Raw genomic sequence first — 21682 nt, 5'->3', positions numbered from 1 at the left:
TCAGGCCTTCGCGTCCGGCGTCGTGTCCGGCAGCGGCCCGCGTTCCAGGTAGCTGGTCAGCGCGATATCGCTGGTGGTGTTGGTGATGCCGTCGATCTTGTGAATGCGCGCCAGCAGCAGTTCCAGCGCCTGGGTATCGCGCACCCGCACCTTCAGCAGCATGGCGCTTTTGCCGGTGATGGTGTGGATCTCTTCCACTTCGGTCAATTCCGCCAGACCCAGCACCTGTTGCGTGATGCTCCAGTTGTTGGTGTCCACGTGCACAAAAGCCAGCAAGGGGCGGCCGATGCGCGCGCCGTCCAGCTTGGCGGCGATGCCCTTGATCAAGCCGTCGCGCTTCAGGCGCTTGACCCGTTCGTGCACCGCGGGCGCCGAAAGGTTCAGCATTTTGCCCAATTCGGCATAGCTTGGCGTGGCGTCGTCCGCCAGCAGCGTTAATAGTTTTCGGTCGCGGTCGTCCAGGTCTGGCATCGGAATCAGGTTCTGCCTTACGGCATTCGAACTTTTATGGAATAAGGAAATATCAGCGTTAACCCTTATTTTATTCCAATAAAATTCGCGGCATGCAGAATCGTAGCAATCGCAATACCCGTACACCCTCTTCCGTCCCCGCATTGATGTTCGCCGTCAGTGTCGTGGGCTCCAACGGGCTGGCGCTCAGCCCCATCTTGAGCGATGTGGCGCGTTCGTTCTCGACGTCCGCGCTGACTATCAGCACCGCCATTTCCGCCTATGGCGCCGCCACGGCGGCCAGCGCCTTCTTCCTGGCCGCGCGCATTGACCGCATCGGTATCCGCCGGGCCTTGCTGGGCGCGATGGTGGCGCTGATTGCCGCCCTGATCCTGTCGGCCGCCGCGCCGCACTGGATCGTGCTGACCCTGGCGCAAGCCCTGGCCGGTGCCGCCGCCGGCGTCATCCTGCCCGCGGCCTACGGTTCGGCATCGCTGGTCGCGCCGCCCGGCCAGGAGGCCCGCACACTCGGCCGCGTCATCGCCGGCTGGTCGGTGTCGTTGGTGGCCGGTGTGCCGCTGTCGGCCCTGATCTCGGACGCCGTGGGCTGGCGTGCCACCTATGGCGTGCTTGCCCTGTGCGCCGCGACTGCCCTGCTGGGGCTGCGCAAGCTGCCCGAGCGCCGCGCCGAAAACCCCGCGCCGCTACGCCTGTCGCGGCTGCTGGCGCCCTTGTCCTATCGCGACGTGCCGGTGCTGCTGCTGGCTTGCCTGGCGTTTTCGTCGGCGTTCTACGGCGTGTATGCCTTCCTGGCGGACCACGTCCGCACATTGCTGGCGCTGTCTGCCGGGCAAGTCGGCTTCATCGCCTTTGCCTACGGCGCCGGTTTTCTGCTGGCCGGCATCGCGGGCGCCCCGCTGATCGAACGGCTGGGACCGCGCCGCGCCTTGCCGCTGGCCCTGGGCGCGATCGCGCTGGTCTATCTGGCGCTGTTGCCCGCCGCGCATGCCCTGGCCGCCGTGCTGGCCATCGCGGCATTCTGGGGCGCCGCGTCGCAACTGAGCCTGAACCTGCTGGTGCTGCTGCTCTCGCGCGCACGCCCCGATGAGCGGGGCGCAGTGCTGGGCCTGAACACCTGCACCACCTATCTGGGCGCAAGCGTCGGCACGGCGATCGCCGGCACGCTGTATACGCACGCCGGGTTCGAAACCCTGGGGCTATGCGCCTCGGCGGCCGTCGGCATGGCCGCCATCGGCCTGCATTGGCGGTTGAACGGGCGCCGGGCCGCGCGCGGCGAAGCCGCCGCCTGACCGGCGCGCCGGCTTACCAGGGGAAGCTGATCAGGTCGCCGTACAAGCGCTTCAGGGTGCTTTTGACCTCCGGCGAGTTCTGGTAGATCGCAATGAACTTCAGCAGCCGGGGATCCTGCGCCTTGTCCGGCGTCGTGACCCAACGGATTGCGTAGCGCCGGATGCTGACGGGGTCGGTGTTGTCGAAGGCCAGCCCGTCCTTTTCATTCAGGCCGGCCTGCTTGGCGAACGTCGTATAGGTCACCGAAGCCGTCACATCGTCGAACGTACGCGCGGACTGCGAGCCTTCGATCTGCACGAACTTCAACTTCTTGGGATTGGACACCACGTCTTCCAGCGCGGCCTCATGCGCCACGCCTGGCTTCAGCTTGATCAAGTCGATCGACTCCAACAACAGCAAGGCCCGCCCGGTGTTCACGGGATCGTTGGGCACGGCGATCGTGGCCCCGTCCGGCACCGTGTCGCCCTTTTTCAGCTTCTTGGAAAACAAGCCGATCGTGGTGGAGTAGCCGTAAGCGATGGGCGTCAGGTTCGCGCCGCGCCGCTGGTTGAACAGTCGCAGGAAGGGTTCGTGCTGGAAGAAATTCGCGTCGACCGAGCCGTCCGCCACGGCGATGTTGGGCAGCACCCAGTCGTTGAATTCCACCAGTTTGACGTCCAGGCCTTCTTTCTTTGCCTGCGCAATGGCCAACTCGGTCGCTTCGTTCGCCACACTGGGAATCACGCCAATGCGCAAGGGCTTGTCCTGCGCCATCGCGGTGGCGGACGCCGCCAGGCCCAGGGCCGCAACGGCTACGCCGCGCGTCAGTTTGAAAAGCAGGTGCTTGAGAAGCATGAAGAGTGTCCAGAAGTCTTGGAAAGCCGGCCCCGCGCCGGCGCTGGCGATATTGTGCAGCAGCTTGCGCGCCGATTCCCGAAAGGCCTTTGTCACGCAATGGCAATGTCTGGACGCCGGGACTAGCGCTAAGATGGTCGCAATCCGTCCCTTCCGGGAGGCCTCATGAATTCCGTGCTGACCACCCTGCCCGGCGCCCGGGCCGCCGCCCGCCGCCGCGACCAGATCGAAGACCAGCTGGGCGCCCACAACTACCATCCCCTGGATGTCGTCATCGCCCGCGGCAGTGGCGTCTGGGTCTATGACGTGGATGGCCGCAAATACCTGGATTGCCTGTCGGCATATTCCGCCGTCAACCAGGGGCACTGCCATCCGCGCATCCTGGCCGCCATGGTCGAACAGGCGCAAACCCTTACGCTGACCTCCCGCGCCTTCCGCCACGACCAGATGGCGCCGTTCTACGAAGACCTGGCCCGGCTTACCGGGGCGCACAAGATCCTGCCCATGAACAGCGGCGCGGAGGCTGTCGAAACCGCCATCAAGGCGGTACGCAAATGGGGTTATGAGGTACGTGGGGTGCCGCAGGACCAGGCCGAGATCATCGTCTGCGCCAACAACTTCCATGGCCGCACATTGGGCATCGTGGGCTTTTCCACCGACCCCGACGCCTACGGCAGCTACGGCCCCTTCGCGCCCGGCTTCAAGATCGTGCCCTTTGGCGACTTCGACGCCTTCGATGCCGCCATCACCCCCAACACCGTCGCCTTCCTGGTCGAGCCCATACAAGGCGAGGCCGGCGTGGTGATGCCCCCCGCCGGCTACTTCACACGGGTACGCCAGCGCTGCACCGAGCGCGGCATCACGCTGATCCTTGACGAGATCCAGACCGGGCTGGGTCGCACGGGCAAACTGCTGGCCGAAGAGCACGAAGGCATCGAAGCCGATGTCACGCTGATCGGCAAGGCGCTGTCGGGCGGCTTCTATCCGGTGTCCGCCGTACTGTCCAACGCCGACGTGCTGGGCGTGTTTCAGCCGGGCCAGCATGGCAGCACTTTCGGCGGCAATCCGCTGGCCTGCGCCGTGGCCCGCGCCGCGCTGCAAGTGCTGACCGACGAAGGCATGATCGAGAACGCGGCGGCAGTCGGCGCCTATTTTCTGGAACGGCTGCGCACCCTGCCCGGCCCCGTGCGCGAGGTCCGCGGACGCGGCCTGATGCTGGCAGTGGAGCTTGAGCCCGATGCGGGCGGCGCGCGCCGCTTCAGCGAACGCTTGCAGGCACGCGGCATGCTGGTCAAGGATACCCACGGCCACACGCTGCGCCTGTCGCCACCGCTCATCGTCACGCGGGAACAGGTCGACTGGGCATGCGACCAATTGGCCGCGGTACTATCCGCCTCTTGAAGAACCCACCGGAGCCCGCCCACGTGCAGAACACCGCCACCCTGCCTACCCAAATCACCCTCATCGGCGCACCGACGGACATTGGCGCCGGTGCGCGCGGCGCATCCATGGGCCCGGAAGCCTTGCGCGTGGCCGACCTGGGTCCCACGATCGAGGCCCAAGGTTTCCAGGTGACCGACCGCGGCAACCTGTACGGCCCCGCCAACCCCTGGCTGCCGCCTGTGGACGGCTACCGCCATCTGGAAGAAGTCGCGGCATGGAACCGGGCGGTGCACGATGCCGTGTACGCCGAGTTGGCCGAAGGCCGTCTGCCCGTGCTGCTGGGCGGCGACCACTGCCTGGGCATCGGCTCGATCAGCGCGGTGGCGCGCCACTGCCGCGAAGCGGGCAAGAAGCTGCGAGTGCTGTGGCTGGACGCCCATGCCGATTTCAATACCAACGCGTTGACGCCCACCGGCAATGTCCACGGCATGCCCGTGGCCTGCCTGTGCGGCTACGGTCCCGAGCAGATCACGGGCATGTCCGGCCAGACGCCTGACATCGAACCGGGCTGGGTCCGCCAGATCGGCATCCGCAGCGTGGACCAGGGCGAAAAGCGGTTGGTGCATGAAGCCGGGCTGGAAGTGTTCGACATGCGCTATCTGGATGAAATGGGCATGCGCGCCACGATGGAAGCCGCGTTGGCCGGGCTGGATGCCGACACCCACTTGCACGTGAGCTTCGACGTGGATTTCCTGGACCCCGAGATCGCCCCCGGCGTGGGCACGACGGTGCCCGGCGGCCCGACCTATCGCGAAGCGCAGCTGTGCATGGAAATGATCGCCGACACCGGGCTGATGCGCTCGCTGGACGTAGTGGAACTGAACCCTGCCTTCGACGTGCGCAACAAGACGGCGGAACTGGCGGTGGATCTGATCGAAAGCCTGTTCGGCAAATCGACGCTGATGCGTCGCGGCCCTTGAATCTGGGCTGGATGGCCCTCCGGGGCTAAACTGCGCGCGCCCGGCGGATCGCTTCCGCCGCCGCGTGCAGATGACGCAGGTTCTGGTCGCGCTGTTCCCACACCCGCGGCGTGGGTCCGGCCATGCACAGCGCGTACCATTCCCCGCCCAGATCCAACGCGACCGCCAGTCCGGTCAGGTCGGCCACGCTTTCGCCCACGTTGGCCGCCCACCCTTGCGCCTGAACCTGTTCCACCTCGGCCCGCAAGGCATCGCGGGTAACCAGCGTGCGTTCGGTGTAGCGCGTGTAGTCCGGCGCCGCCAGCAGGCCATCCCGATCCGCCGGCGCGAGCCGCGCCAGGATGGCTTTGGCGACCGAACTGGTGTGCATCGGACGGCGCTCCCCCGGGCGCGCCGCGTAATGCACCGGGTGGGTCGATTCCACCACGTCCAGGAACACCACGGCGCCATCCTGGATCTTGCCCAGCATCACGGTTTCATTGGCCGCGTCGCGCAAGGCAACCAGATGCGGCCGCACGGCCTCCAGCCAGGGATCGCCTGCCTGGATCTGCCCGCTCAAGGCGTGCAGCTTGGCGGTCGGGTAATACCCCCCGCGTCGGCGCACTTCGTACAGATAGCCGCGCGCGACCAGCGTGCGCACCAGCGCCAGGCAACTCGACATCGGGGCGCCCAAACCCTGCGCCAATTCCGTTAACGGCATCGGCCGCCGCGTCTGTGCGAACAGCTCGATCAGTTCCAGCGTCCGCACGACTAGTTTCACTTCCATGTGTCGACCCCTGTTCGGATTTGCCTTCAGAAAATTTGTAAATCTGCTAGGTCATCCACTAAGTTGACTTTTCATATGGGCGAACCTAAATTCTTGCACAGGAATTTATATTCACCAATAAGAAATGAATTTCAGCCGGCTGGAGAACTGGCGCCTCGGATAGCGGTACCGCGTCATCACCACAATTCCAATAATCGGCCCCGACCCGGGCCGGGGAGACAGACAGATGCGTATCAAACCCCTGCTGGCGGCCCTTGCCGCCGTGATGGCCGCGTCCGCGGCCCAAGCCCAATCGGATGTTGTGCGCCTGGGAGTGTCCAATGACCGTTCAGGCATCTATTCCGACCTGGGCGGCCTGGGCTCCGAAATGTCAGTGCGCATGGCGGTCGAGGATTTCGGCGGCAAAGTGGCCGGCAAGACCGTGGAAGTGATCGGGGCCGATAACCAGAACAAGGCAGACGTGGCCTCGGCGCTGGTCCGCCGCTGGTTCGATACGCAAGGCCTGGTCGCCGTGGTGGACGGCGGCGCCAGCTCCGCAGGCCTCGCCGCCCAAGGCGTCGCCAAGGAGAAAGGCGGCACCGCGCTGATCAGCGGCGGCTTTGCCGGCGACTTCAGCGGCAAGCAGTGCAGCAACCTCAGCACGCAATGGGCGCCCGACACCTATGCGCTGGCCAACGCGGTCGTCAAGAGCGTGGTGGAAAGCGGCGGCAAGTCCTGGTACTTCATCACCACCGACTACGTCTTCGGCAAATCGCTGGAAAGCAATGCCACGCGTTTCGTGCAGAACGCGGGCGGCAAGGTGGTGGGCAGCACGCGCCACCCCTTGGGTGCCATGGACTTCGCCTCCTTCCTGGTTCAGGCGCAGTCCTCCAAGGCCGATGTGGTGGGCCTGGCCAGCGCAGGCGGCGACCTCGTCAACCTGATCAAGCAGGCGCAGGAGTTCGGTCTGACCGGCGGCAAGCAGCGCATGCTGACCTTCCTGACCTTCATCAACGACGTGCAGGCGATGGGCCTGCCCGTCGCCCAAGGGCTGACCTTCCCCACCGGCTTCTACTGGGACGCCGACGAAGACACCCGCGCGTGGACGCAACGCTGGCAGAAGAAGATGGGTGTCACGCGCCCGCCTTCCATCGTGCAGGCACTCAGCTACGTCGCCACCACGCATTACCTGCAAGCGGCCCAGGCCGCCGGCACGTTCGAGGGCGCCGCGGTCAATCAGAAGATGCGCGAGTTGCCCATCACAACCAAACTGATCAAGAATGCCCGGATCCGTCCTGAAGACGGCCGCGTCATCATGGACCTGTATCTGGTCGAAGTGAAGAAGCCCGCCGAGTCCAAATATCCCGGCGACTTCTACCGTATCCTGTCTACCGTGCCTGGCGAAAAAGTGTTCGTGTCGCTGGCCGACAGCGAATGCCCGCTAGTAAAGAAGTAGCGCCCCTCGCAGTGCCCCGGCCATAAGAATCACTAAAGGAGACATTCCATGAAGTGCTATTGCGTCGTCAACTTCCGCGAACCCTTGCAGGAAATGAATCAGCCCACGCCCACCCCGCAAGGGACGCAGGTGCTGCTGAAGGTCCGTGCGGCGGGGGTTTGCCACAGCGATATCCACTTGTGGGAAGGCGGTTATGACCTGGGCCAGGGCCGCACGCTGTCCTTGAAGGACCGCGGCGTGTCGCTGCCGCTGACGATGGGCCATGAAACCGTGGGCGCCGTCGTCGCGGCAGGCCCCGAAGCCTCGGGCCTGTCCGGCGACCGCAATTACCTCGTCTATCCGTGGATCGGCTGCGGCAAGTGCCCGTCCTGCGTATCAGGCATGGAAAACCACTGCTCCGCGCCGGCCTGCCTGGGCGTGCACCGCGCCGGCGGCTACGCCGACCACATCGTGGTGCCGCATCCCAAGTACCTGATCGACATCGGCGACCTGGACCCGGCGCAGATCGCGCCTTACGCCTGCTCAGGCCTGACCACCTACTCGGCGCTCAAGAAGATCGGCGCCAACATCTACCGCGAACATCCAGTCGTGATCTTCGGCGCTGGCGGCTTGGGCCTGATGAGCCTGACCCTGATCAAGGCGCTGGGCGGCGCGGGCGCCATCGTGGTCGACATCGATCCCGCCAAACGTCAGGCCGCGCTGGACGCGGGCGCATTGGCTGCCATCGACGGAGCCGCGCCCGACGCCGCGCAGCAGATCATCAAGGCGGCTGGCGGCAAGCCCGTCCAGGCGGCGATCGATCTGGTGGGCGCGCCCGCCACCACCTCCCTGGCCTTCGACTTCCTGACCAAGGGCGGCAAGCTGATCATCGTGGGCCTGTTCGGCGGCGCCTCGTCGTGGCCGATCGCACTGATCCCCATGAAGGCCATGTCCATCATCGGCAGCTACGTGGGCAACCTGACCGAACTGCAAGAATTGATGGAACTGGTGCGCGCCGGCAAGGTGCCGCCGATGCCGGTGCACCGCCACGCGCTGGCCGAAGCCGACAGCGTGCTGTCCGCGCTGCGGGCCGGCAAGGTGGTGGGCCGCGCCGTGCTGACGGTGGATTGACGCGCCAAGGCCGCAGGCAAACCGCGCTGGGCGGCCGGGCTGGATCAGCCGGGCCGCAAGCGCGGGTCGTAGATGAACCGTTCGCGCCGCACCACCACGATGTGTTCCGCATCCGGATGCGCGGGGTTGATCAACAGATTGCAGTCGGGCACGCCGCGATACGGCACGATGGCGCTGGGCAGTTCCAGCAGCGCCGACACGCCAGAGGCCACCCAGTTGTCGCCCACGGCCTGGGAGGCCTCGGCGAACGGCACCGCTTCCCAGAAGGGATAGTCCTCTTGCAGTTGGCCTAACGTCAGGACCTGCCGGGCCTCATGAATGGCGCGTGGCACCGCCAGTTCGATCAGATACCGGTTGGCCTGTTCGGACGCGCGGGCCGCGAAATGCACCACCGTTTCCAGCACGGCCAACGCCACGCTGGACGAGGCATACACCACCGCCGTGCCCGGGCTGTTGTAGCGCCCCCCCACAGCGGCCGCGCCGGCTCCGCTCAAATCGTCGGCGCGGTACTTGCCGGCCGTGGTGCCGATGCGCCACAGCGAGACGAACTCCGTCATGCGTAGACGCCGGCCGCGGCGCGCGCCAAGGTGTCTTCCACGATTCGGCTGCTGGCGTCAGACGTCAGCAGCGACAAGGGCTTGACGTTGCCCAGGGCCGGCACCGGCGTGTTCAACCACAGCACCGCCTCTTCGTCGCTGCCCAGCACCTGGCGGGCTACACGTGCCACACGGGCCACCCGGGCCAGACGGTCCGATTCACCCAGCGGCAGCATCTGGCCTTCGCGAGTCCAGCGCGACAACGACGCCGCCTTGACCTCGGTGATGGCCATGATTTCCGATTTGGGCACTTGCAGGAAGTCGGCAGCGTCGTCCACCATCTGCGCGGGCAGGCCCCGGCGCACGTCGCGCGCAATGTCGCTCAACGGGCTGTCCACCAGTTCAAGGAACAACTGCTTGGCCCGGGCCGCCGCGTGCCGCGGAGGACGCTTGGCAGAAGCGCCGCGCTTGTCGGCCGCCTTTCCAACGATGGCGATAGTCATGATGCCCCCAGATAGTTCCAAACAGAATTTATAATATCCCATTTGGAACATCGATTTCAAGGCGACTTCCGGTGGATGCGCGCGCGCCTCCGGGTTGCACCGGATTTGGGCATATCATAGGCGGCGTTACACACGATCACGGACAAGGACAGGCAATGACGGACCGGCAGCTCACGATACTCGCGGCGTTGAACCTCATGGTAGCGGTGGGTGCCGGCGCCTTCGGCGCGCATGGACTCAAGCGCATGCTGACCCCGGAGCTGCTGTCCGTCTGGCAGACGGGCGTGATGTACCACCTGATCCACGCCCTGGGCCTGTTCATCATTGCGCTGCTGGGCGCCCGGTTCGGCTCGCCGCTGCTGTCGGCGGCCGGCCTCGTCATGTTCGCGGGCATCGTGCTGTTTTCGGGCAGCCTGTACATCCTGTCCCTGACGGGCACCCATTGGCTTGGCGCCGTCACGCCCATCGGCGGCGCCGCCTTCCTGGCGGCTTGGGCCATGGTGGCGCTGGCCGCCTACCGCGCCCAGGGCTGATACCCGCCCGCCCGCACGTCCCCTTTTCCCCATGGCGGCAGGAACCGCCGCCCTTGCAGGTTTCAGATGTCTTCCTCAACCGTATTACCCGCCGCCCGGGACCATTCCGCCGCCGCAGGCATCGCCTGCGTGGTGGGCGGCATCTTTTTCCTGACGCTCAGCGACGCCAACGCCAAATGGCTGGGCGCCCACTACAACCCGCTGCAGATCCTGTTCCTGCGCGCCTTGATCGCACTGCCCTTCGTGACCGCGCTGGCCTTGTGGCTGGGCGGCCGCCGCGTGCTGCGCACCACCCATCCGGGCCTGCACCTGACCCGCGGCGCGATCAACGTGGTGTCCGCCTGTTGCTTCTATCTGGGCTTGCGCGCGCTGCCGCTGGCTGAGGCGACCGCCATCGCGTTTGCCGCGCCGCTGTTCGTCACCGCGCTGTCGGTGCTGATCCTGAAGGAACGCGTGGACGGCAAGCGCTGGCTGGCGGTGTTGGCCGGCTTTGCCGGCGTGCTGATCGTGGTGCGCCCCGGCTCGGCCACGTTCCAGGCGGCAACGCTGTACCCGCTGACGACCGCCCTGCTGTATGCCGTGATGATGATCACCGCGCGCGGCATCAACCGCGGCGAAGGCATGCTGACGACGACGTTCTACATCGTGCTGGGCCAATTGGTGTGCAGCGCGGTCGCCCTGCCGTGGGTCTGGCAGACGCCCGCCACGGAGCATCTGCCCTACTTCTTCGGCATTGCGCTCTTTAGCACCTTGGGCTTGGCGTTGATCACGCAGGGTTTTCGGATTGGCCCGGCGTCCGTCGTCGCTCCCTTCGATTACACGGGCCTGATCTGGGCCACGATCCTGGGCTGGATCTTCTGGCGCGAAGCGCCGGATGCCTTTGCGTATCTGGGCGCGCTGTTCATCGCGGGCAGCGGCGTGTACATCGCCGTGCGCGAAGCGCGCGCCAAGGGCAAGCGGCGCGGTAAGGCATAGCGCCGCGCCGCCGAACCCGCCGCCGCGCCTATTCGGTCGGCGGCGGGAAATTCCGTCGCAGCACCCGCGCCACGTTCGGCTCCAGCGCGGCTTCGCGCGCCACGGCCGTCAACGCCGGGCAGACCGAGGCGAACCAGGCTTGCCCTGGCCGCCAATGCGTCATGACCGTCACATACAGATCCAGCGCGGAAAACCGGCGGCCCAGCATGTGGGGCGCCCCCGCCTGACGCTCCAGTTCCTGCCACAATTCCGCCCGCCGCGTATGCACGCGCTCGCGCAACAGGTCCGCGGCCGCGCCTTCGCTGGTCCATTGGGGCGGATTATCGCCGTAGGTGAAGGTCGGGTAGATGGCCGCGACCAGGCGCAGCAGCAGATTCAGGAAGCGCGCGCGCTCGGGCTTGTCGGGCCCCGGCGCCAGGCCCGCTTGCGGCGCCACATCGTGCAGGTGCAGGATCATTGCCGCGCTTTCCGTCATGACCTCGCCGTCTGGCGTGACCAGCGTCGGCACCTGCCCCAGCGGGTTAAGATGCAGCAGCCGGTCGCGCTCGGGGCCGGGTTTCAGATACGGCACATCGGTCAACGTGTGCGGCACGTTGGCCAGCACCAACGCCATCTCCACAACGGCCGAACCGCAGCCCGCGGATCCGATCAGTTCATAGGTTTTCATCGCTCACCCTCCCGACTCGGCCGGCGCGATCCGCAGCAATTGGCCGGGCGATGCGTCGGTCAGCACATACACATACCCGTCCGGCCCTTGCCGCACGTCGCGTATCCGGCTCTTGCGGTCAACCAGCAACCACTCCTGCCCCACCACCCGATTGCCGTCGAGCGTCAGTCGAATCAGGTTCTGATTGGCCAGCGCGCCGATGAACACGGATTTCTGCCATGCCGGAAACCGGTCTGCGTTGTAGAACGCCATGCCGCTGATCGCGGGGGACTTGGCCCACCAGAAAAGCGGCTGTTCGGTGCCCGGCGCGGTTTCGCCCTTGGCCTCGGGAATGGGTTGGCCCGAATAGTTGATGCCGTAGGTCGCCAGCGGCCAGCCATAGTTCTTGCCCGGCTGCACCAGGTTGATCTCGTCGCCCCCGCGCGGCCCGTGCTCGTTTTCCCACAAGTCGCCGGACCACGGGTTCAGCGCCATGCCCTGCGGGTTGCGATGCCCGTACGACCAGATTTCGGGCCGCGCGCCGGCCTTGCCCACAAAGGGATTGTCGGGAGGCACGCTGCCGTCGACCTTCAACCGCACCACCTTGCCTTGCAGCTTATCCAGGTCCTGCGCGGTCGGGCGCTGGTTGTTCTCGCCCAGCGAGATGAACAGATACCCCTTGCCGTCAAACACCAGGCGCGACCCGAAGTGCAGGCCGGAAGACAGCTTGGGCGCCTGGCGAAACAGCACCTTGAAATCCTGCAAGCTCGTCGCGTCGTCCGACAGGCGTCCCCGGCCGACAGCCGTGCCGCTCTTGTCCCCATCGGATTCCGCATAAGACAAATACACGTAACGGTCGGTCGCGAAGTCCGGCGACAGCGCCACGTCCAGCAAGCCGCCCTGGCCGGACGCGGCCACCTTGGGCACGCCTGCCAGCGGCTTGGACAGCCCACCCGGCGTGCGCAGCAAGCGCAGGTTGCCGGGCCGTTCGGTGATCAGCACTCCGCCGTCAGGCAGAAAGGCCATCGCCCAGGGGTGGTCCAATCCGCCCACGACAGGCGTGACGCGAGCGGCGACCGATGGCGGTTCCTGGGCGGCGCGCACAGGCGTAGCCGCGTACAGGGCGCCCGCGACCACCAGCAACGAGGAAACAAACAGGGGAATCGCGCGCGTGCTCGCGGCGGTGCGTGACTGCATGGACATCTCCGGCGGCAACTGGGTTGAATGCGGGCACGGATGGCATGACAAGATGGCGCGGACTGCACCGCGTGTGGCGTACCATAGCGCCCAGGGACGGGTGTCTCCCGTCCTTCCTCTCAGGAGACTCCATCAGATGAAACTGTACTACATGCCCGGCGCGTGCTCGCTCGCTTCCCACATTGTCCTGGAGTGGGTCGGCAAGCCTTACGAAACGCACAAGCTCAGTCGCGAAGAGCTCAAGGGCCCCGACTTTCTGAAAGTGAATCCGCTGGGCGCGGTGCCCGCGCTGGTCGACGGCGATTGGGCCGTGACGCAGAACGCATCGATCCTGGAATACATCGCCGAACAGGCTCCGCAAAGCAAGCTGCTGGGCGACGGCAGCGCCCGCTCGCGCGCGGACGTGCGCCGCTGGCTCGGCTTCATCAATTCCGACATCCACAAGACCTTCTCGATGATCTTTGGCGCCTCCCGCTTCCTGGGCGACGAAGGGGCGCAGAAGGAACTGGCGGGCTCGGCCTCCAAGCTGTTGACGAAGCTGTTCTCGCAACTGGATGCGCAACTGGCCGGCAAGGCGTACCTGACGGGCGACGCGCCCTCCATCGCCGACGCCTACCTGTACGTCGTGCTGCGCTGGGCGCATGCCAAGGAAGTCGACCTGTCCGGCCAGGACAATCTGGCGGCTTTCTTCAAGCGGATGGAAGCCGACAAGGGCGTCCAGGCCGCACTGAAGGCCGAAGGACTGTAAGCCCCCACCGGGCGGCGCGGCCAGCCGCTACCGCCCGCGTCCGCCTGATTCAGTCCTCATCTGGCGCACCGGTCAGCCCGGGTTGCGCCACCCCTTCCAGCGTTTTCTTCACCGCCGCCAAAAAGCGCCGTGCCAGCAAGGGCGGCGCGCTCAGGTTCGAGTGCGTGGCCCAGATCTCCACACAGGCCTGGGGCTCGATCGGCCGCAGCACCATGTGCGCCGCCTGGTCTGGCGTAACGCACCACGCGTCCACCAGCGCCGGCCCCAGACCCTGCTGCACGAATGAACAGGCCGTGACGGGCGAATGCACCTCGACCGCCGCCGCGCATCGGGGTCCATCGCCGAAGAACGGTTGCAACGCCCGGCCCAGCGGCGTATCCCGCGGATAACCGATCCATGCCGCCGACGCGAAGTCCTCGGGCCGCACCACCTCATGGGTGGCCAGGGGATGGGACTTGGGCATCACGCAGACCACCGGCACCTGGGCCAGGCGGATGGAGGTCAGGTTCGGATGATCAGGCGGCTGCATGGAAATGCCGATGTCCGCTTGCCCCGACAGGAAGTACGCCGCCAGTTCATCAAACGTGACACTGCGGTAGTCGACCCGGGCATCCGCGTTGCGGCCGCGAAAGCGCTCCAATGCCATGGGAATCAGGCGCTGGCCGAAACTGGCGCTAGCCACGATCTTCAGCATGCCCGCGCCAGACTGCCCCAGGCTGGCCGCCAGGTCGTTCACCCGCTGGATGCCGCCATAGACCTGCTCTACCTCGGCATAAAGCCGGCGCGCCTCGGCCGTGGGCGACAGCCGGCTCTTGACGCGTTCGAACAGACGATAGCCCAAGCGGCTTTCCGTCAACGCCAGCACCCGGCTGACGGCGGGTTGCGACACGTGCAGCATGCGCCCCGCCCCGCTGATCGAGCCGGACATCATGATCGCCCGGAATACCTCGATCTGGCGCAGGTTCAACGGCCGTCCGGCACTGGGCCCGACCTCGTCGGCATAGGCATCCGCATCCAATTTGTTCCCCTTGATCGATAACGGCGGATTATAGGAGTGCCACATTTTTCGATGATGCAGCGCCGCAATGCGGGTGTAATCTGCGCCCCTCAACACAACAAAACAAGGGGAATACCACCATGCACCGCAACTTTTTCCGCAGTTTGTCCGCGCTGGCCATCAGCGCCGCATTGATCGGCACCGCCGTCGCCGGCCCTTATCCCGACAAGCCCATCACCTTCGTCGTGCCGTCGGCCGCCGGTGGATCGCCCGACGTGCTGTCGCGCCTGATCACGACGCAGCTGGCCCGCGACACGGGCGCGACGATGGTCGTCGAAAACCGTCCGGGCGCTGCCGGCAACATCGGCATCGCGCTGGTCAAGCGCGCCGCCGCCGACGGCTACACCGTGGGCTACGGCAACATCAACACGCTAGCCGTGAACCGTTCGCTGTTCAAGCGCCTGCCTTACGACGTGGACCAGGACCTGACGCCTGTGGCCCACATGTTCGACCTGTACAACGCGCTGATCGTGCCGGCCGACTCCCCCGTCAAGAGCGTGCAGGACCTGATCGACCTGGCCCGCAAACAGCCCGGCCGCCTGTCTTACGGCGCCTCGGGCGTCGGCACCACGGGCCACATGGGCGGCGAACTCTTCAAGAGCATGGCCAAGCTCGATGTGATGTTCATCCCCTACAACGGCGGCCCTGCCGCCATCCAGGACCTGCTGGGCGGCCGACTGGACTACCTGTTCGTCAACACCTCCGAAGCTACGCCGCTGGTCAAGAGCGGCAAAGTGCGCGCCATCGGCGTCAGCAGCCTGAAACGCCTGTCGCTGATGCCCGATGTGCCCACGCTGGACGAATCCGGCTTGAAGGGCTATGAAACGGTCGCCTGGGGCGGCGTGGTCGCCCCCAAGGGTACGCCCGCCGACGTAGTGGCCACGCTGAACGCTGCCATCCAGAAGGCTCTGCAGGCGCCCGAAGTGCGTACCGGCCTGGCCACGCTGGGCGCCGAGCCCGCCACGGGCTCGCCCGAGGATTTCAAGCAGCTGATCGATCGTGAAACCGCCAAGTGGCAGAAGATCATCGAAACCGCTGGCATCGAGAAACTGGACTAAGCAACCCCATGACGGATCGCACCTTGCAGGCAGACTTCATCGTGGCGGGCGCCACGCTTATCGACGGCTCGGGCGGGCCCGCCCGTCAAGGCGACCTGGCCGTGCTGGGCGAACGCATCGTGGCCGTGGGCAGCTTCGTCCACCCCGAAGGCGTGCCCGTGATCGACGGCCGGGGCCAGGTCCTGGCCCCCGGCTTCATCGATTCGCACACCCACGATGACGGCTACCTGCTGGCGCATCCGGACATGCTGCCCAAGGTGTCGCAAGGCATCACCACGGTCGTCACCGGCAATTGCGGGATCAGCCTCGCGCCGCTTCAGCGCGACGCCATCCCGCAGCCGCTGGACCTGTTGGGCCCGCCCGAGCTGTTCCGCTTCGGCACCTTCCGCGCCTGGATGGATGCGCTGCGCGCCACGCCCGCCGCCGTAAACGTCATCCCGCTGGTGGGCCATACAACGCTGCGCGTCGCCGTCATGGACGACACGTCACGCGCCGCCGACGAAGGCGAACGCGCCGCCATGCGCAATCTGATGCAGGAAGCGCTGGACGCCGGCGCGTTCGGCGTTTCCACCGGCACGTTCTACCCCCCGGCCAGCGCCGCGCCCACCGATGAAATCATCGATGTCTGCCGCCCGCTCAAGGACTTGCGGGAATCGGGCCGGCACGGCCTGTACGCCACCCACCTGCGCGACGAAGCCGACCACATCGTGCCGGCCATGGAAGAAGCGCTCCTGATCGGCCGCGAGCTGGACTGCCGCGTGGTGTTCTCGCACCACAAGCTGGCGGGCGAACGCAACCATGGCCGCACGCGCGAAACCCTGGACCTGATCAGCCGCGCGGCCGCCAGCCAGCCGGTCTGCCTGGACTGCCACCCCTACCCCGCCACCTCCACCATGCTGCGCCTGGACCGCGCGCGGCTGGCCAGCCGTACGATGATTACGTGGTCCAAGGGCTACCCCGAGGCCACAGGCCGCGACTTCAGTGAGGTCATGCAGCAACTCGGCCTGGACGATGAAGCCGCGGTCGCCCGGCTGGCACCAGCCGGCGCGATCTACTTCCTGATGGACCCGGCAGACGTCAACCGGATCTTCGCGCACCCTTTGACCATGGTCGGGTCAGATGGCCTGCCCTTCGACCCGCATCCGCACCCCCGCCAATGGGGCACGTTCACCAATGTGCTGCGCACGATGGTGCGTGAACAGCAGCTGCTGTCGCTGGAGGCCGCCATCCACAAGATGACGGGATTGGCGGCTGGACAGTACGGCGTCGCCGAGCGCGGGTTGCTGCGCGAGGGGTATCATGCTGACCTGGTGCTGTTCGATCCCGCCACGGTGACAGATGTGGCCACTTTTTCAGCTCCCATTCAGGCAAGCCAGGGCATCCACACGGTGTGGGTCAACGGCAAACCGGTGTGGGACGGGGAACGGACCAGCGCTGAACGCCCGGGCCAGGTCCTGACGCCCGGCGACGCATTACCTCGGAGTTTATAAAGTGAAGACGTTTTCCCAGGGCTGCTACCTGGGTGTATTGGGCGGCATGGGCCCCATGGCCGGTGCGGCTTTCGCCCTTCGCCTGGCGGCGCTGACGCCCGCCGCGATCGACCAGCAACACATCCCCACGCTGCTGCGCAACGACCCCAGAATTCCCGACCGATCCAGCGCCTATATGGCGGGCGGCGAAAGCCCCCTTCCCCATATGGTCGACGGCGTGCGCTTCCTGGAGCAGGCTGGCGCCCAATTGATCGCCATTCCCTGCAACACGGCCCACCTCTGGTACGACGAGATCGCCGCGTCCACCGGCCTGCCCGTGCTGCACATCATCCAGGCCGTCATCGACGACCTGCGCCGGCTGGGCCTGCCGCGCGGCCGCATCGGCCTGATGGGCACCGCGGCCACCTTGAAGCTGGGGCTGTATCAAAAGCACCTTGAAGCCCAAGGCTACGAGTGCATCGTGCCCGACGACGATGAAGTCGAACGCTATTGCATGGGTTCGATCCGCGCCGTCAAAGGCAACCAGCTGGAAGCCGCCTTCGCGCCCGCCGCCGAGTGCATCGCTCGCCTGAAAGCACGCGGCGCCGACGCCGTGGTGCTGGGCTGCACCGAACTGCCGCTGGCCGTACCGCACGCGCTGCGACCGAGCCTGGGCGTGACGCTGACGGATTCGATCGACGCGCTGGCCCGCGCCGCCATCGCGCACTATGAAGCCGACCAGGCCAAGCAACTGATCGCGGCGTGAGGGGTGACGCGCGCTGACGGTCAAGCCCTTTGGCCCGCCTTGCGCGCCACCCGAAAAAAAAGCGCATCTTTCGATGCGCCCCAATTTCCCTTCGCGGGGAATAATGTTCTGAACGTCAGCCGCCCAGGTAAGCCTTGCGGACCTGATCATTGACCAGCAGATTGGCGCCCGTGTCCTGCAGCACGACACGGCCGTTCTCCAGCACATAACCGCGGTCGGCCACGCCCAGCGCCTTGTTCGCGTTCTGCTCCACCAGGAACACCGTCACGCCTTGTTCGCGGATCTCGCGGATGATGTCGAAGATCTGCGCGATTACCAGGGGCGCCAGACCCAACGTGGGTTCGTCCAGCAACAGCAGGCGCGGACGCGTCATCAAAGCACGGCCGATAGCCAGCATCTGCTGCTCGCCGCCCGACATCAGGCCGGCACGCTGGCTGGAACGCTCCTTCAAGCGCGGGAACAAGCCGTAGACGTGCTCGATGCCCGCCTCGATTTCCGACCGCTTCGAGAAGAAGCCGCCCATCATCAGGTTTTCGGCAACGGTCAGGTCCTTGAAGACCCGGCGACCTTCCGGCGAAATGGCGATGCCATTGCGCATGATGTGGTGCGTGTCCTTGTTGGTGATGTCCTCGCCTTCGAACGTGATCTTGCCTTCACGGGCCCGGGGATTGCCGCAGACCGTCATCAGCAGCGTTGTCTTGCCGGCGCCGTTAGCCCCGATCAAGGTCACGATTTCGCCCTTGTTGACGTCCACGGACACGCCGTTCAACGCCTGGATGGCGCCGTAATAGGTGTGTATGTTTTCCAGCTTAAGCATCATTCCTCCCCCAGGTACGCTTTGATGACGCGCTCGTCGTTGCGCACCTGCTCGGGGGTGCCGGTAGTGATGGGCTTGCCGTGTTCCATGACGAGGATACGGTCGGAAATGCCCATGATCAGGCTCATGTCGTGCTCGATCAGCAGTACCGCGACGCCGAACTCGCGACGCAGTTGGTCGATCAGCGATTGCAGATCGCGCTTTTCCTGAGGGTTCAGGCCAGCCGCCGGTTCGTCCAGCATCAAGAGGCGCGGCTTGGTGATCATGCAGCGCGCGATCTCCAGCCGGCGCTGATGGCCGTACGCCAGGTTGCCCGCTTCGCGGTTGGCGAATTCGCGCAAGCCCATGAAGTCCAGCCATTGCGCCGCGCGCGACAGCGCATCGGTTTCGGACTGGCGATAGCCCTTGAGCTTCAGCAGGCCCGGCAACAGCCGCGATTCCACCTGCGTGTGCTGGGCGACCAGCAGGTTTTCCAGCACGGTCAGCTGCTTGAACAGGCGCACGTTCTGGAACGTGCGCACCAGCCCGTGGCGCGCGACCTTATGGCTGGGCAGGCCGGTGATCGGCTTGCCGTCCATGATGATGTCGCCCGCCGTCGGCGCGTAGAAGCCGCCCACGCAGTTGAACACGGTGGTCTTGCCGGCCCCGTTGGGGCCGATGATGGCGAAAACCTCGTCGGATTTGACTTCGAACGCCACGCTGTCGACGGCCAGCAGGCCGCCGAACCGCATGGTCAGTCCGGATACTTTAAGCAATGCCTCGCTCATTTAGACAGCTCCACGTGGGGACGCTTCATGGGCAACAACCCCTGCGGACGCCACATCATCATCAACACCATCACCAGACCGAACATCAGCATCCGGTACTCGGCGAATTCGCGCGCCAGTTCAGGCAGGACCGTCAGCAGCACGGCCGCCAGGATCACGCCCACCTGCGAGCCCATGCCGCCCAGCACCACAATGGCCAGGATCAGCGCAGATTCGATGAAGGTGAAGGATTCCGGGTTCACCATGCCTTGGCGCGCCGCGAAGAACGCGCCACCGAAGCCGGCAAACGTGGCGCCCAGCGTGAACGCGGACAGCTTGATGCGCGTGGGGTTCAGGCCCAGCGAACGGCAAGCGATCTCGTCTTCGCGCAGCGCTTCCCACGCACGGCCGACCGGCATGCGGATCAGTCGCGTCGACACGAACAGCGTGACCAGCGCCAGCAACAGCGCCATCATGTACAGATAGATCACCATGTCCTGGTTCTGGAACGTCAGGCCGAAGAACTCGTGGAACGTCGTGCCCCCTTCCGTGCTGGCGCGGCGCGTCATCTCCAGGCCGAAGACGGTGGGCTTCGGAATCCCCGAAATGCCGTCCGGACCTCCGGTCAGCGTATTCAGGTTGATCAGCAGCAGGCGGATCATTTCACCGAACCCCAGCGTCACGATGGCCAGGTAGTCGCCCCGCAGGCGCAGCACTGGGAAACCCAGCACGAAGCCGAACAAGGCCGCCATCGCGCCCGAGAACGGCAGCGCTTCCCAGAAGCTCCAGCCGCCCCAGTGATACAGCAAGGCATAGGTGTAGGCGCCCACGGCATAGAAGCCTACAAAGCCCAGGTCAAGCAGGCCGGCAAACCCCACCACGATGTTCAGGCCCAGGCCCAGCATCACGTAGATCAGCACCAGCGTGGCGATGTCGACCGAGCTGCGTCCCGCGAAGAACGGCCAGACGACCGCTATCGCCAGGATCAGCAGCATCATCCCCTTGTGGTTCTTCGCCGGCGCCGACGGCAAGGTCGGCAACGCCGTCTTGAGCTTCTTGAACGGCAAGGCGATCCACGGGCGCAGCATCTGGAACACGAACACGACGGCCGCGGCAAGCGCCACCAGCCCCCAGTGGGATTCCATTGACGTGCGTGCACCCTGGCGGATCAGTTGCAGGCCGAATACCGGGGTAACGATGACCGCCGTCAGCACGGCCGCCATCGTGGCGTTTTTAAGATTATTTTTCGACATCAGACTTTTTCCACCTCAGGTTTGCCCAGCAGCCCGGTGGGACGGAACAGCAGAATCAAGACCAGCAGCGAGAACGCCACGATGTCCTTGTACTGTGACGAGATATACGCAGCTGCGAACGTTTCGGCCAGGCCCAGCAGCACGCCACCCAGCATGGCGCCGGGGATACTGCCGATACCGCCCAGCACAGCTGCCGTGAAGGCCTTGATGCCGGCCAAAAAGCCGATGAAGGGATTCAGTTTGCCGATGGTGATGGCGATCAGCACGCCGCCCACCGCCGCCAGGATCGCGCCCATCACGAACGTGAAGGAAATCACGCGATTGGTGTCGATGCCCAGCAGGTTGGCCATGTGCATGTCCTGCGAGCAGGCGCGCGAGGCGCGGCCCATGCGGGAATACTTGATGAAGAGCGTCAGCCCGACCATCAGCACGACCGTCACGACGATGATCATGATGCGCGAATACGGCACCGTCACGTCAAAGTCCGATCCCATGTGGAACTGCACGGCGCCCGACACCAGCGAGGGCACGGCCATATCGCGCGCGCCTTGGCCAAGAGCCACCCAGTTCTGCAGGAAGATCGACATGCCGATCGCCGAGATCAGCGCCACCAGTCGGGGGCTGCCTCGTACGGGCCGGTAGGCCACGCGTTCGACGGAAAAGCCGTAGATGCCGGTCACGGTGATCGCGACAAGCAGCATGGCGGCGATGATGAATGGCACCGGCAAGCCGCTGTTGGTGCCGATGGACGTCAAGGTGACCAGGCCGACATAGGCGCCGATCATATAGATTTCGCCGTGGGCGAAGTTGATCATACCGATGATGCCGTAGACCATTGTGTAGCCGATGGCAATCAACGCATAGATCGCGCCCAGAGACAATCCATTGAAGAATTGCTGGGTAAGTTGGGGTATGAGGTCAGACATTATTTCTCTTGCTCCAAATGGTTCCGGCCCCGGTAGAGAGACCCGGAGCCGGAAACCTGGGCGTATTTTATAAGGGCCTGCCGTCAACTGATGCCGGCCGCACAGCGCTTTTGGCGCATCGCTACGCGGATTACGGCACAACGAGGACGACAGGCCCTACACGCCGGCACCGCGCCGGCGGGA

The 21682-nt window shown here is 65.6% G+C and carries 23 protein-coding genes; 11 read left to right on the top strand and 12 right to left on the bottom strand.

The annotated features are described in order from the left end of the window. Complete coding sequence (locus CEY09_RS02215) at window positions 1-471, bottom strand: Lrp/AsnC family transcriptional regulator (protein ID WP_088587358.1); 471 nt, start codon at window positions 469-471, stop codon at window positions 1-3. Window positions 472-563: 92 nt separating this feature from the next. Between CEY09_RS02215 and CEY09_RS02210 the strand changes: the two genes are divergently transcribed. Next, on the top strand, window positions 564-1760 hold the full coding sequence (locus tag CEY09_RS02210; RefSeq protein WP_088587357.1) for an MFS transporter: 1197 nt from the start codon (window positions 564-566) through the stop codon (window positions 1758-1760). 13 nt (window positions 1761-1773) lie between these two features. Here the strand turns inward: CEY09_RS02210 and CEY09_RS02205 are convergent, their stop codons facing one another. Next, the gene (locus tag CEY09_RS02205) at window positions 1774-2595 is read right to left on the bottom strand and encodes a MetQ/NlpA family ABC transporter substrate-binding protein (RefSeq protein WP_088587597.1); all 822 of its coding nucleotides are present in this window, start codon (window positions 2593-2595) and stop codon (window positions 1774-1776) included. Window positions 2596-2760: 165 nt separating this feature from the next. Between CEY09_RS02205 and rocD the strand changes: the two genes are divergently transcribed. Both rocD and rocF read left to right on the top strand, forming a co-directional pair. Beyond that, complete coding sequence (gene rocD, locus CEY09_RS02200) at window positions 2761-3996, top strand: ornithine--oxo-acid transaminase (protein ID WP_088587356.1); 1236 nt, start codon at window positions 2761-2763, stop codon at window positions 3994-3996. 23 nt (window positions 3997-4019) lie between these two features. Next, complete coding sequence (gene rocF, locus CEY09_RS02195) at window positions 4020-4958, top strand: arginase (protein WP_035212108.1); 939 nt, start codon at window positions 4020-4022, stop codon at window positions 4956-4958. 25 nt (window positions 4959-4983) lie between these two features. On the opposite strand, the gene CEY09_RS02190 is transcribed toward rocF, so the two are convergent. Beyond that, window positions 4984-5724 carry an IclR family transcriptional regulator gene (locus tag CEY09_RS02190; protein ID WP_088587355.1) on the bottom strand — a complete coding sequence of 247 codons (741 nt, stop codon included), beginning with the start codon at window positions 5722-5724 and terminating at the stop codon, window positions 4984-4986. Window positions 5725-5950: 226 nt separating this feature from the next. Here CEY09_RS02190 and CEY09_RS02185 point away from each other — a divergent pair, with 226 nt between their 5' ends. Next, complete coding sequence (locus CEY09_RS02185; RefSeq protein WP_088587354.1) at window positions 5951-7159, top strand: ABC transporter substrate-binding protein; 1209 nt, start codon at window positions 5951-5953, stop codon at window positions 7157-7159. Between the two features lie 48 nt (window positions 7160-7207). Then, entirely contained in the window at window positions 7208-8269 is a 1062-nt protein-coding gene (locus CEY09_RS02180; protein WP_088587353.1) for an alcohol dehydrogenase, read from the top strand. Between the two features lie 44 nt (window positions 8270-8313). On the opposite strand, the gene CEY09_RS02175 is transcribed toward CEY09_RS02180, so the two are convergent. Both CEY09_RS02175 and parS read right to left on the bottom strand, forming a co-directional pair. Next, window positions 8314-8826, bottom strand: a complete 513-nt coding sequence (locus CEY09_RS02175; protein WP_006222154.1) for an RES family NAD+ phosphorylase — start codon at window positions 8824-8826, stop codon at window positions 8314-8316. Next, a complete protein-coding gene (parS, locus tag CEY09_RS02170; RefSeq protein WP_006222155.1) occupies window positions 8823-9308 on the bottom strand; it encodes a type II RES/Xre toxin-antitoxin system antitoxin in 486 nt (161 codons plus the stop codon). The genes CEY09_RS02175 and parS overlap by 4 nt, the downstream gene beginning before the upstream one ends. A 155-nt stretch (window positions 9309-9463) precedes the next feature. On the opposite strand from parS, the gene CEY09_RS02165 reads away from it, so the two are divergent. Continuing rightward, the gene (locus CEY09_RS02165; RefSeq protein WP_088587352.1) at window positions 9464-9841 is read left to right on the top strand and encodes a DUF423 domain-containing protein; all 378 of its coding nucleotides are present in this window, start codon (window positions 9464-9466) and stop codon (window positions 9839-9841) included. Between the two features lie 66 nt (window positions 9842-9907). Next, on the top strand, window positions 9908-10816 hold the full coding sequence (locus CEY09_RS02160) for a DMT family transporter (protein ID WP_088587351.1): 909 nt from the start codon (window positions 9908-9910) through the stop codon (window positions 10814-10816). 28 nt (window positions 10817-10844) lie between these two features. On the opposite strand, the gene CEY09_RS02155 is transcribed toward CEY09_RS02160, so the two are convergent. Next, entirely contained in the window at window positions 10845-11483 is a 639-nt protein-coding gene (locus tag CEY09_RS02155) for a glutathione S-transferase family protein (RefSeq protein ID WP_006222158.1), read from the bottom strand. A 3-nt stretch (window positions 11484-11486) separates the two neighbouring features. Continuing rightward, a complete protein-coding gene (locus CEY09_RS02150) occupies window positions 11487-12659 on the bottom strand; it encodes a PQQ-dependent sugar dehydrogenase (protein WP_088587350.1) in 1173 nt (390 codons plus the stop codon). A gap of 136 nt (window positions 12660-12795) precedes the next feature. On the opposite strand from CEY09_RS02150, the gene CEY09_RS02145 reads away from it, so the two are divergent. After that, window positions 12796-13407, top strand: a complete 612-nt coding sequence (locus tag CEY09_RS02145) for a glutathione S-transferase family protein (RefSeq protein WP_006222160.1) — start codon at window positions 12796-12798, stop codon at window positions 13405-13407. Between the two features lie 49 nt (window positions 13408-13456). Here CEY09_RS02145 and CEY09_RS02140 read toward each other — a convergent pair whose 3' ends face one another. Further along, window positions 13457-14425, bottom strand: a complete 969-nt coding sequence (locus CEY09_RS02140; RefSeq protein WP_088587596.1) for a LysR family transcriptional regulator — start codon at window positions 14423-14425, stop codon at window positions 13457-13459. Between the two features lie 119 nt (window positions 14426-14544). On the opposite strand from CEY09_RS02140, the gene CEY09_RS02135 reads away from it, so the two are divergent. The 3 genes from CEY09_RS02135 to cuyB are packed head-to-tail and all read left to right on the top strand — an operon-like array spanning window position 14545 to window position 17757. Then, on the top strand, window positions 14545-15522 hold the full coding sequence (locus CEY09_RS02135; RefSeq protein ID WP_088587349.1) for a Bug family tripartite tricarboxylate transporter substrate binding protein: 978 nt from the start codon (window positions 14545-14547) through the stop codon (window positions 15520-15522). A gap of 8 nt (window positions 15523-15530) precedes the next feature. Then, window positions 15531-17012 carry an N-acyl-D-amino-acid deacylase family protein gene (locus tag CEY09_RS02130; RefSeq protein ID WP_088587348.1) on the top strand — a complete coding sequence of 494 codons (1482 nt, stop codon included), beginning with the start codon at window positions 15531-15533 and terminating at the stop codon, window positions 17010-17012. 1 nt (window position 17013) lies between these two features. Beyond that, a complete protein-coding gene (gene cuyB, locus CEY09_RS02125) occupies window positions 17014-17757 on the top strand; it encodes a cysteate racemase (RefSeq protein WP_006222164.1) in 744 nt (247 codons plus the stop codon). Window positions 17758-17872: 115 nt separating this feature from the next. Here the strand turns inward: cuyB and CEY09_RS02120 are convergent, their stop codons facing one another. The 4 genes from CEY09_RS02120 to livH are packed head-to-tail and all read right to left on the bottom strand — an operon-like array spanning window position 17873 to window position 21499. Beyond that, the gene (locus tag CEY09_RS02120) at window positions 17873-18574 is read right to left on the bottom strand and encodes an ABC transporter ATP-binding protein (RefSeq protein WP_006222165.1); all 702 of its coding nucleotides are present in this window, start codon (window positions 18572-18574) and stop codon (window positions 17873-17875) included. After that, window positions 18574-19341, bottom strand: coding sequence for a high-affinity branched-chain amino acid ABC transporter ATP-binding protein LivG (gene livG / locus CEY09_RS02115; protein ID WP_006222166.1), 768 nt, complete (start codon window positions 19339-19341; stop codon window positions 18574-18576). Before livG ends, CEY09_RS02120 begins: the two co-directional genes overlap by 1 nt. Then, window positions 19338-20573: a high-affinity branched-chain amino acid ABC transporter permease LivM gene (locus CEY09_RS02110; RefSeq protein ID WP_167389995.1), complete on the bottom strand. Its 1236-nt coding sequence runs from the start codon at window positions 20571-20573 to the stop codon at window positions 19338-19340. Before CEY09_RS02110 ends, livG begins: the two co-directional genes overlap by 4 nt. Then, window positions 20573-21499, bottom strand: a complete 927-nt coding sequence (gene livH, locus CEY09_RS02105; RefSeq protein ID WP_006222168.1) for a high-affinity branched-chain amino acid ABC transporter permease LivH — start codon at window positions 21497-21499, stop codon at window positions 20573-20575. Before livH ends, CEY09_RS02110 begins: the two co-directional genes overlap by 1 nt. Between the last annotated feature and the right edge of the window lie 183 nt (window positions 21500-21682).

The sequence above is a fragment of the Achromobacter marplatensis genome, assembly GCF_002209535.1.
Classification (GTDB): domain Bacteria; phylum Pseudomonadota; class Gammaproteobacteria; order Burkholderiales; family Burkholderiaceae_B; genus Achromobacter; species Achromobacter marplatensis.
The sequence above is the reverse complement of the archived record's forward strand: the minus strand, read 5'-3'. Positions and strand labels throughout refer to the sequence as shown.